Annotated in this window: 10 protein-coding genes and 1 pseudogene; 6 read left to right on the forward strand and 5 right to left on the reverse strand. The window is 67.8% G+C overall.

Annotated elements, in window-relative coordinates; all coding sequences use genetic code 11:
* The first annotated feature begins 441 nt into the window (after positions 1-441).
* The 4 genes from ACH4C6_RS35260 to ACH4C6_RS35275 all read left to right on the forward strand — a co-directional run bounded on the left by ACH4C6_RS35260 (position 442) and on the right by ACH4C6_RS35275 (position 4,129).
* On the forward strand, positions 442-768 hold the full coding sequence (locus ACH4C6_RS35260; RefSeq protein ID WP_043433335.1) for a transposase: 327 nt from the start codon (positions 442-444) through the stop codon (positions 766-768).
* 5 nt (positions 769-773) lie between these two features.
* Complete coding sequence (locus ACH4C6_RS35265) at positions 774-1,532, forward strand: IS3 family transposase (RefSeq protein ID WP_398112707.1); 759 nt, start codon at positions 774-776, stop codon at positions 1,530-1,532.
* A gap of 198 nt (positions 1,533-1,730) precedes the next feature.
* Positions 1,731-3,704: an IS110 family transposase gene (locus ACH4C6_RS35270; protein ID WP_398112700.1), complete on the forward strand. Its 1,974-nt coding sequence runs from the start codon at positions 1,731-1,733 to the stop codon at positions 3,702-3,704.
* Complete coding sequence (locus ACH4C6_RS35275) at positions 3,701-4,129, forward strand: hypothetical protein (RefSeq protein ID WP_398112701.1); 429 nt, start codon at positions 3,701-3,703, stop codon at positions 4,127-4,129. Before ACH4C6_RS35270 ends, ACH4C6_RS35275 begins: the two co-directional genes overlap by 4 nt.
* A 19-nt stretch (positions 4,130-4,148) precedes the next feature.
* On the opposite strand, the pseudogene ACH4C6_RS35280 reads toward ACH4C6_RS35275, so the two are convergent.
* A pseudogene (locus ACH4C6_RS35280) lies at positions 4,149-4,701 on the reverse strand (AAA family ATPase).
* 252 nt (positions 4,702-4,953) lie between these two features.
* On the opposite strand from ACH4C6_RS35280, the gene ACH4C6_RS35285 reads away from it, so the two are divergent.
* On the forward strand, positions 4,954-5,505 hold the full coding sequence (locus ACH4C6_RS35285) for an ATP-dependent DNA ligase (protein WP_398112702.1): 552 nt from the start codon (positions 4,954-4,956) through the stop codon (positions 5,503-5,505).
* Between the two features lie 4 nt (positions 5,506-5,509).
* Entirely contained in the window at positions 5,510-5,794 is a 285-nt protein-coding gene (locus ACH4C6_RS35290; RefSeq protein ID WP_398112708.1) for a hypothetical protein, read from the forward strand.
* A gap of 156 nt (positions 5,795-5,950) precedes the next feature.
* Here the strand turns inward: ACH4C6_RS35290 and ACH4C6_RS35295 are convergent, their stop codons facing one another.
* The 4 genes from ACH4C6_RS35295 to ACH4C6_RS35310 form a co-directional block, all read right to left on the reverse strand.
* Positions 5,951-6,787, reverse strand: coding sequence for a hypothetical protein (locus ACH4C6_RS35295; RefSeq protein WP_398112703.1), 837 nt, complete (start codon positions 6,785-6,787; stop codon positions 5,951-5,953).
* Complete coding sequence (locus ACH4C6_RS35300) at positions 6,784-7,713, reverse strand: ParA family protein (protein WP_398112704.1); 930 nt, start codon at positions 7,711-7,713, stop codon at positions 6,784-6,786. Before ACH4C6_RS35300 ends, ACH4C6_RS35295 begins: the two co-directional genes overlap by 4 nt.
* A gap of 247 nt (positions 7,714-7,960) precedes the next feature.
* On the reverse strand, positions 7,961-8,098 hold the full coding sequence (locus tag ACH4C6_RS35305; RefSeq protein ID WP_398112705.1) for a hypothetical protein: 138 nt from the start codon (positions 8,096-8,098) through the stop codon (positions 7,961-7,963).
* Between the two features lie 501 nt (positions 8,099-8,599).
* The gene (locus tag ACH4C6_RS35310; RefSeq protein WP_398112706.1) at positions 8,600-8,743 is read right to left on the reverse strand and encodes a Pycsar system effector family protein; all 144 of its coding nucleotides are present in this window, start codon (positions 8,741-8,743) and stop codon (positions 8,600-8,602) included.
* Positions 8,744-8,959 lie beyond the last annotated feature (216 nt).

Consider the following 8,959-nt stretch of genomic DNA (forward strand, 5'->3'; position numbering starts at 1 on the left):
CCGAACCGACAAGCTCGCGATCGCCTACCAGGCCGCACTCCACCTCGCGGGCATCCTCATCTGGACCCGGCGCTGACCAAAGAGACAGAACCTAGACCGGCAGGCGCGTGGTGACGCCGCCGCACCGCAAGTTCAAGAACGCCCCGGGCCGGTACGAGGGGATGCACGAGCGCCACCACAAGGCCCACTCCTCCTGACACATCCGCGTCGAGCACGGCATCGCACACTTGAAGAACTGGCGGGCACCGGCCAGCCACCTCGGCCGCCGCCAACGCATCAGCGACATGATCCAAGCCGTTGCCGGCCTGCTGTCCCACCAGCAGACCGCGGACCTGCCGCGGCACAGCAGAGGTGAACACTGAGCCCCGCCACCGTCTTCGAAGCCTCACCGTGAACCGCCCCGTGTCAGGTAGAGACTCGATTCCGTGAAAGGGTTGAGCCATGGCACGACCCTCCCGTTACCCGCTTGAGCTGCGCCGTCGCGCGGTGCGCATGGTCGCCGAGGTGCGCGACGACTACCCGAACGAGACGGCCGCCCTGCAGGCGGTGGCGGACAAGCTCGACATCGGTTCCCGCGAGACGCTGCGGAACTGGGTGAAGCAGTACGAGATCGACGCGGGGCAGCGTCCAGGGACGACGACGGAGGAGTCCGCCCAGCTCAAGGCGTTGAAGAAGGAGAACGCCGAGCTGAAGAGGGCGAACGAGATCCTGAAGGCCGCGGCGAGTTTCTTCGCGGCCGAGCTCGACCGGCCACACACGCGCTCGTAGCGTTCATCGACGAGCACCGGGACCGCTTCGGCGGGGTCGAGCCGATCTGCAGAACGCTCACCGCACACGACTGCCAGATCGCCCCTTCCACGTACTACGCCCATAAGAAACGTCTTGAAACCCCCTCTGCGCGTTCCGTGCGCGATGAGGAGCTCAAGGAGAGGATCCACGAGGTCTACACGTCCAACTACCGTGTCTACGGAGCGAGGAAGATCTGGCGTGAGCTGAACCGGCAGGGGCATGCGGTGGCCCGCTGCACCGTCGAGCGCCTGATGCGCGAGCTCGGCATCCAGGGCGCGGTGCGCGGCAAACGCGTCATCACCACGATCTCCGGCGGGCAGGCTGAGCGGGCCCCCGACCTTGTCGACCGTGACTTCGTCGCCAGCGCCCCGAACCGCTGCTGGGTAGCCGACTTCACGCACGTGAAGACCTTCGCCGGCGTCGTCTATGTCGCGTTCGTCGTGGACACCTTCTCCCGCCGGATCGTGGGCTGGTCGGCCGCCACGGTGAAGGAGACGGTGTTCGTGCTGGACGCCCTGGAGATGGCGATCTGGCAGCGCGACCGGGACCAACGCCCTGTCCAGCCAGGCGAGTTGATACATCAATCGGACGTCGGGTCGCAGTACACGAGCTTCCGCCTTGCCGAGCACCTGGAGGCCGCCGGCATCGCGGCCTCGATGGGATCGGTCGGCGACGCGTACGTCTGTCAGTCTTTTCGCACCGGACCCCGCAAGGATCGGGTAGCCCCGGCTGAGGCGGTCTGACTCTTGCTTATGACTGACCCCGTGAGTGTCTTGGCGTTGATCTGTCGACCACCCAGCCGGGCACGCAGCAAGCGCTGCCGCCGGACGGACGTGACCTGATAGGAGCCTGGAGCCGACTCGCCAAAGCGTCCCCGTGACAGTCCTGTCCGTCCGGCCGGCGACAGCGTGAACCCAACGCTACCGACCGGAAGGAACTCTGTGCAGACCAGCGAGCAACCCAGGTCCGGGTACGTCGTAATCGGCGTCGACACGCACAAGCACGTGCACGTCGCAGCGGTGATGGACACAATCGGCGGAATCCTGGCCACCCTCACGATTCCCACCGACACCGGCGGCTTCCAGCAACTGGCTGACTGGGCAGGCTCGTTCGGTAGCGTTCTGGCCTTCGGGATCGAGGGCACCGGCTCCTACGGCGCCACGTTGACCTCATTCCTGCGCAGGGCCGGTCACAAGGTGGTCGAGGCCGGACGCCCGGACCGGCGGCTGCGGCGCATGAACGGAAAGTCCGACACCCTGGACGCAGAGAACGCCGCCCGCGCCGTGCTGGCCGGGTTTGCGACGGCCACGCCGAAGACCGCCGACGGCGAGGCCGAGATAATTCGCCGGCTCAAGATCGCCCATGACCAGGCCGTTGAACAGCGCGCGGCTGCGATGGTCACCATCAAGGCGATACTCGTCCACGCCTCGGACGCCCTGCGTCGGGAGACTGCCGGCAAGACACAGATCAGCCTGGCGCGGCAGCTGGCAGCTCTGCGTCCTCGCCGTCTGGAAGGACCCGAGGACGCCCTTCGGCACACCCTGCGGACGCTCGCCAAGCGGTGGCAGTACCTGGACGCCGAGGCTAAGGAACTGACGAAGATGATCGGCGACCTGGTCCAGCGGGTCGCCCCGCAACTGCTCGAGCCCTTCGGTATCGGCGTGGACACAGCCGCAGAGATCCTCGTCGTGACTGGCGACAACCCCGAGCGGATCAAGTCTGAAGCCGCCCTCGCCAAGCTCGCGGGCATCGCTCCCGTGCCCACCGGCTCCGGTATGACCGGCGGCAGACATCGCATCAACCACGGTGGCCACCGCCAGCTGAACGCCGCGATCTACAGAACCGTCATCGTCCGAATGCGATTCGCGGTCGAGTGCCTGGCCCTGCGCAATGCCTGCTATGTCTTCGTCGCCGCGCTGTCGATGCTGCGTGACTGCGAGATCCGCGAGATCACCAAGGAGGCCCTCACCGAGTACTTCGGCACCCCGGCAGTGAAGTCGGTCAAACGCAAACTCGATCCCGACCTGCCCACCGCCCACTGGTGGATCATCGCACCGGTTGCCCAGGCCATCGAAACCGCCATGCACCTGTCGACGAGCAACACCCTCGCCTTCGCGGCGGTCACCCCGCGCTTCCACGGCTGCGGCTTCACCAGCCAGACCGCCATCAGGTGCTTCATCGAGCACGTCAACCGTCACCGGAGAATCACCATCCTTGCCGAGATCCCTCCGAGCAAGGTCACCCCGCACATGTTCCGCCGGACCATGGCGATGCTCACCCGCGACTACCCCGGATCAGAAATCGCCGTCGGCATGCAGCTCAAGCACGCAGCCACCCGAGCGCTGGCCAATCGCTGGACCCAGGGCTACATGGATCACGACCCCTCCTGGGCCCGCCTCCTCACCACCGCCATCACCGAACGTCAGTTCGAACGACTGAGGGACCTTTTCGACGCCGACAGCCGCGGCGAGGCCATCGGCTTCGGGCCCGGCGCTGACCAGATGCGTTCGGCCTTCGCTGCCGTCCGAGAGAAGGCCGAAGCCCTCCGACCGAGTGGAAAGGCCCAGCGAGGGGACATTCGCGTCGAACACGGCCTGCTCAAACGCACCCACCTATCGATCCGGTTCGGCAAGCTCAACCACTGCACCCTGGACGAGAACAACCCCGTCGGCGCGAAGTGCCTCGAAGGCGCCATCGTGCCCCCAGGACACCGAGGGCCACTCATCGACCGCTGCCAGCCCGCACGCTGCAGCAACAGCATCATCGCCCCGGAGCACCTGCCTATCTGGCAGGCAGAGCACGCCTCCCTGACCAAACTGCGGAGCCTCCCCGCACTCCCGGCGAACCGCAAAGCCCTGATCGACCAGCAGATCCGCGACGTCGAGATCGCGCTCACCAAGGCGGGAGAAGCATGACCGTCCCAACCCGGCCCGGTCTCTCCGCAACGGCCGAGAAGGCCCTTCGAGAGGCCATGGAACGGCTCTTCGCTGGTCGGCCCATCCGAACCGACGGCAAGCTCACCAAGCAGAACCTCTGGCGGGAGGCGGGCGTCAGCCGGGCCACGATGAACCGGGCAACCGCAGTACTCGCTGACTGGGACAACCGGGTCAGCCAAAGCACTGCGCGCAAGCACGACCAGAAACTGACCGAGGAGATCACTCGCCTCCGGCGCCAGTTGAAGGAGAACCGCATCGAGCGGCAACGGCTACAAGACGAGGTCGACGCCGCGGCCATTGTCATCGCTGCAGTCCTCGCGGAAAATGCCGCACTTCGCGAACGGGCCGGCAATCGGTCAGCAGTGGTCATCCCCCTGGGCCGCACGCAGGCCGCTCAAGAGTGAGACCAGGCCACCACTCCGATCAGGCGCTGGATGGCCCAATGGCTCGAACCCGAACCAGTACCTGATCGGCCAACTCCTGAGGTGACAGCTCGCCGTCCAGGACCACGGTGTCGCTGGGCAGAGTGTCGGCCCCGGCCATGCACGGTTCGATCCTGTCCTTGCACCAGCGCCGGATCCGCTCGTCCTGCTCGGGATCATCCGGAGTAAAGCTCCGGCCGTCGATCCGCTTCTCCAGGACCTCTCGGGGGACCTTGAGGAAGAAGTGGTAAACGTCGATGCCCGCATCCTTCAGCGCGCTGAAGATCTCACCGGCATACGCGGGGTCGACCAAGGTCATGGGGACCAGAAGAGGGCGGTGGTACTCCTCAACCAGACCAACTGCCAAGCTGGCAACTTCCCGCCGCCATAGCCTGAGATCCTGGAAATCCCCGGTCGGCACCTCCACGATCTCCCGCAAGACATAGCCGACCATCTCCGGGTCATAGACAAGCGCCTCGGGCCAGCGCGGACGCAACTCGTCAACCAGCGTGGTCTTCCCGCTGCCGAACGCACCGTTTCACCCAGACGATCAACGTGATTCTCCCAGCCCCGTTGCCATGCCCCTGCGCGGGCTCAGCGTGTCGGATCAGCATGCCGCCCGGCTTGGATGACGCCAAACTCCACTGCCAAGCCAGGCCCGAAAGATCGCCAAGCAGGGCCGAATCTCACCGGCAGAGGGCCAGGTTTCGCTGCCGAAGCCAACTGCCGACCTGTCTCATGAGACACATCGAATTCTGGAGAAGGACGGCTTCCGCGCGCAGCTGGCCGTGCACGACGGTGGGCGGGTGCTGCTGCGCTCTCGCCAGGGCACGGACATGACCGGCTCGTTTCCGGAGGTGCGCACCGCGGCCCTTATGCAGCTGCCGCCGGGCACCGGCCTGGACGGCGAACTGGTGGTGTGGGAGACCGGACGGCTGGCGTTCGAGCGGCTGCAGCAGCGCCTGGCCCGCCGCGGCAAGGGCGCGAGCGAGGCCGGCCAGCGGCCGGCGCACTACGTCACCTTCGACCTGCTCCACCAGGGCGACACCGACCTGACCGGCTTCGCCTACTGGCGACGGCGCGCAGCCCTTGAGGCGCTGTTCGCCGAGCACACCCTTGCCGGGCCGCTGACGCTATGCCCGTCGACCACCGACCCGGCCCATGCAGAGCAGTGGCTGGGATGGACGGCAGTAGGTCTGGAGGGCTTGTGCTTCAAGCGGTTGGACGAGCCGTACCGGCCCGTGCGGTCGTGGAAGAAGTACAAGGTCCGGGTCACCCACAGAGGCCATCGTCGGTGCGTTCACCGGCACGCTGGCCGCGCCCGGGACGGTTCTGCTGGGCCGCTACGACCACGCTGAGCGCCTGCAGTACACCGGCCGCAGCACCACCCTGTCCCAAGCCTCAGGACGCGCCCTCGCAGAGCTGCTCACCCCGCCCCCGGCCGTCCACCCCTGGGAGGGATGGACGTTCAGCGCCGGGTGGGGCACACAGCGGACTCTGGACGTGCACCTGGTGCAACCCGACATCGTGATGGAGGTGGCCATCGACGTGACCCGGGACGCGGTCGGGCGGTGGCGGCACCCCGCCCGGGTACATCGCGTCCGCACCGACATCGAGGTGGCCCAGGTGCCGGCCTTCGGCGAGTGACCTGCATTGGCCCCTCGTCAACTGTGGGAAGCTGAGCGGCGGTCCGTGCCGATACGTGCTCGGCACGGACCGTCCTCCGTGCGGACCGCCCTGCCGTGTTCGAATCGCTCGAACGTTTCCTTCCAAATTTGGAAGGACAGCGGAGACCCCTGAAATTCAGCGGTTGTGGGCCTTCATCCAGCGCACGAGAGCCTTGTAGACGGTCGGGTCGTCAGGGTCTGCGAAGGCCTCAGCCAGCGTGTTGGTGAGTTCGCGGCGGGGGATGCGGCTGCGCTTGAGGTCATTGGCCAGCTGCCTCGCGCGCTGGTCTACAGCCTTGCGGAGTTCCACATCCGCTGCGCTCTCCTTTGCGGTGTCGCCGCTGTCGTCGTCGCGCTGAGTGAGTACCAGCTCCGCCTGCTCCCGGATCTCCGCTGCGGGGGCGCTGGCGCCGTCAGGACCTGGCAGGGAGCGGACGATGTCAGTGATCGCGCGTGCGGTGACCTTGGGGAGGGACTCGCGGAGCAGCCCGTAAAGAGTGACGGCGGCCTCTACGTCGTAGCGCTCCACGACGGGGAGCAGCGCTTCGACGTGGGAGCGGCTGAGCTTGGGAACGTCCTTAAGCAGTCGTTCGGCGAGGCGCCAGCCGCGCCGCATGCGGCTGGAGTCGGCGAGGGAGATGTCCCAGTCTTCTAGGACGGCCTCGAAGGTGTCGTACTCCGCGCGGTACAGGTGGCGGTGGGCGATGGCGTCCAGGGCCTTGCCAGCGAGCCAGAAGGATTCATGGTGGATCCGGGCCGCCTGCTGGCAGAGGTCCCAGTCGCGGCGTTCGTCGTCGTCGAGACTGCCTGAGGCGGTCTTCGCGGCGATGTCCGGGCTGGGGACGGCGTCAAGGGTGAGGGCAGTGCCGGCGGCGGGGGTGGTCTTGCGCGCGAGGCCTGCCAGCCCGAGAGAGCGCTTGGCGTTGGTCAGGCCGAAGCGGTCGGCGGTGGTCTCGGACTCTGTGGTGGTCATGCTGCGTCCTGTTCAGCGGCGCGGGTCAAGATCTCCCGTGCGAGCGTAGCGAGGTCTTCGGCGACTGATGCGGAGGTGGCGGACACGATGGTGCCGCTGGCTGCGCGGCCGGACCGCAGGTCCCAGAACTTGGGGTTGTTCGCGGCGGCCATCTCCAGCTCATGCTCGAGTCGGCCGTGGCTGCGCGCGTCCTGGCCAACGGCTTCGGAGTAGCGGACGATCGTGTCGAACAGGAAAGCGTCCGCGCCCAGTTCCTCTGCGACCCACTGGCGGGCGTTGCGGTGGATTTGCTTGGAGGCGCTGCCGCTGCCGAACAGGACGACGCCGAGCAGTGCCAGGGCGGGGTTGACGCTGCGGCGTACCAGCTGGAACTGGCGGGAGATGCTGCCCAGGCCGTCGTTGATGCTCGCCTTGTCGGAGCGGGTGGGGGCGATCATCCAGCGCGCGGCGGACAGTGCCAGTTGCTGCAGCGGTGGGTTCTCCGGGGCGCTGTCGATGACGACGAGGTCGTAGCGGTCGGCGATGGGTGCGAGGCAGATGGCCAGGGCGAGGGCCTGGCGGTGCTGCTGCATGCGGTAGGTGGCGGCCAGCATGTCGGGGGCGGCACCGATGTGCAGGCCGCCGATCACCACATCGAGGTTCGGGCGGATGCCGCTGACTGGCTTGAGGGGTGCGCCGGTTCGCAGGGCCTCGTAGAGGGCTTCGCCTTCGTCGTCCGTGGCGGTGTTGCGGTAGCCGAGGTCGCGGCCGACGTTGCCCTGTCCGTTCACGTCGATGAGGAGTACGGAGGCGCCGTCTGCGGCGACCAGGCCAGCGAGGTTGCTGGCAAGGGTCGTCTTGCCCACTCCGCCCTTGCCGTTGGCGATGACGTAGGTGTGTCTGAGGGCGTCCCAGTTGATCGGCGGGATCTGGTCGTCATCGAGCATCGACGGCTACTCCTGTCGCATACGGTGTGCTGCCCCGCATGGTCCCACGGCGTCTGTGTGCCGCCGCGGCCCCGGCGCTGCGGGCATCTGGCGCTCTGCCGGTGTGCGGACGACGCTCCCGCAGAGCAGACCTGTTGTACAGCACGACGGCGAAACGGCGGCGGCCACCGGGAAGAGAAGCGGTGAAACGCAAAAAGGGCCCTGCTCGCGGAGCATTCCGCGCGCAGGGCCCTTGAGTTGGGTGTTGTCAGGCGTGGTCGTCGTCGCCCTTGCTCTTCGAGCGTAGGTCGGAGGCGAAGCGGCCAAGGCGGGATTCGGTGGGGTGGGCGGTGATCCAGGCTTCGGCGCAGGTCTTGTGTACGGCCTCGCCTGCGTGGGAGCGCATGGGGGTGTCCTGGCCGCACAGGGTGCAGGGGGCGGGCCATCGGAAGTGCCGGCCGTCGCGCCAGTCGAGCAGGCTGCCCGGCTCGGGGACGGGGCCCGGCTCCCAGTCTTTGGGGGACCGGCGGGGCGCGGGGATCCCGGCCCGTCGTGCGGTCCGGGCGGTCATGCGAGGGGGACGTGCGGGCCGGGGCGGGCCTGGGTGGTAGCTGCGGGCGCGGCCACGGTGGTGATGGTGGTGCGTGTCGGCGGTCGTGAGGGGGCGGGTGCGGACATGATGGGTTGCGTCCTTTCCTCGTCGGGAGTCGGGACGTGAGAGGCGCACCCTCGGGCTTGTCGGCGTAGGGGTGCGCCTCTTCGCTGTGTGCAGGGCCCGGCGTCCGGGGTGCGGGTGTGGGGGCGCATGCTGGAGGTGCTGGGCGTCTCGTGACGGGGCCGTCCAGTGCCCGGGGCGGTCGTCCTGCCTCTAGCCGATGCTGCGGCCGTCCCGGGGCCCCTCAGGCGTTTACAGCGGGGCGCCGAGCGCGGCCAGGGCGAGCAGTGCGAGCGCGGCCAGGATGCAGTCGACGGCACGGCGCAGCGTGCGGTACTTGCGCAGGGCGATGCGCGACAGGGCGTGGATCCGGGCGGGCCGGGTGTCGCTGGTCATCGTGGCGCTGATCGCGTCTTCGTCCAGGCGGGCCTAGTAGGGGAAGCTGGCGCGGTCGTGGCCGCCGAGGCGGGGCCGGACGACCAGGAGCAGCAGCACCGCCGCCGCGCCTGACTGATCGTTTCAGAATGAGTTGACGTGTGGGGCTTGGGAGTTGGGCTTGATGGCGGCAGAGTTCTTCGAGTGCCGGATGATCTTGTGCCTGATGACCTGTGG

The sequence above is a fragment of the Streptomyces sp. NPDC017943 genome, from assembly GCF_044328425.1.
GTDB lineage: Bacteria > Actinomycetota > Actinomycetes > Streptomycetales > Streptomycetaceae > Streptomyces > Streptomyces djakartensis_A.

Excerpts from the sequence above, each read along its gene's own strand:
- ACH4C6_RS35305 (WP_398112705.1), bottom strand. The coding sequence starts at position 8,098 with ATGCGCTCCCACGCAGGCGAGGCCGTACACAAGACCTGCGCCGAAGCC.
- ACH4C6_RS35260 (WP_043433335.1), top strand. The coding sequence starts at position 442 with ATGGCACGACCCTCCCGTTACCCGCTTGAGCTGCGCCGTCGCGCGGTG.
- ACH4C6_RS35275 (WP_398112701.1), top strand. The coding sequence starts at position 3,701 with ATGACCGTCCCAACCCGGCCCGGTCTCTCCGCAACGGCCGAGAAGGCC.
- ACH4C6_RS35295 (WP_398112703.1), bottom strand. The coding sequence starts at position 6,787 with ATGACCACCACAGAGTCCGAGACCACCGCCGACCGCTTCGGCCTGACC.
- ACH4C6_RS35310 (WP_398112706.1), bottom strand. The coding sequence starts at position 8,743 with ATGACCAGCGACACCCGGCCCGCCCGGATCCACGCCCTGTCGCGCATC.
- ACH4C6_RS35300 (WP_398112704.1), bottom strand. The coding sequence starts at position 7,713 with ATGCTCGATGACGACCAGATCCCGCCGATCAACTGGGACGCCCTCAGA.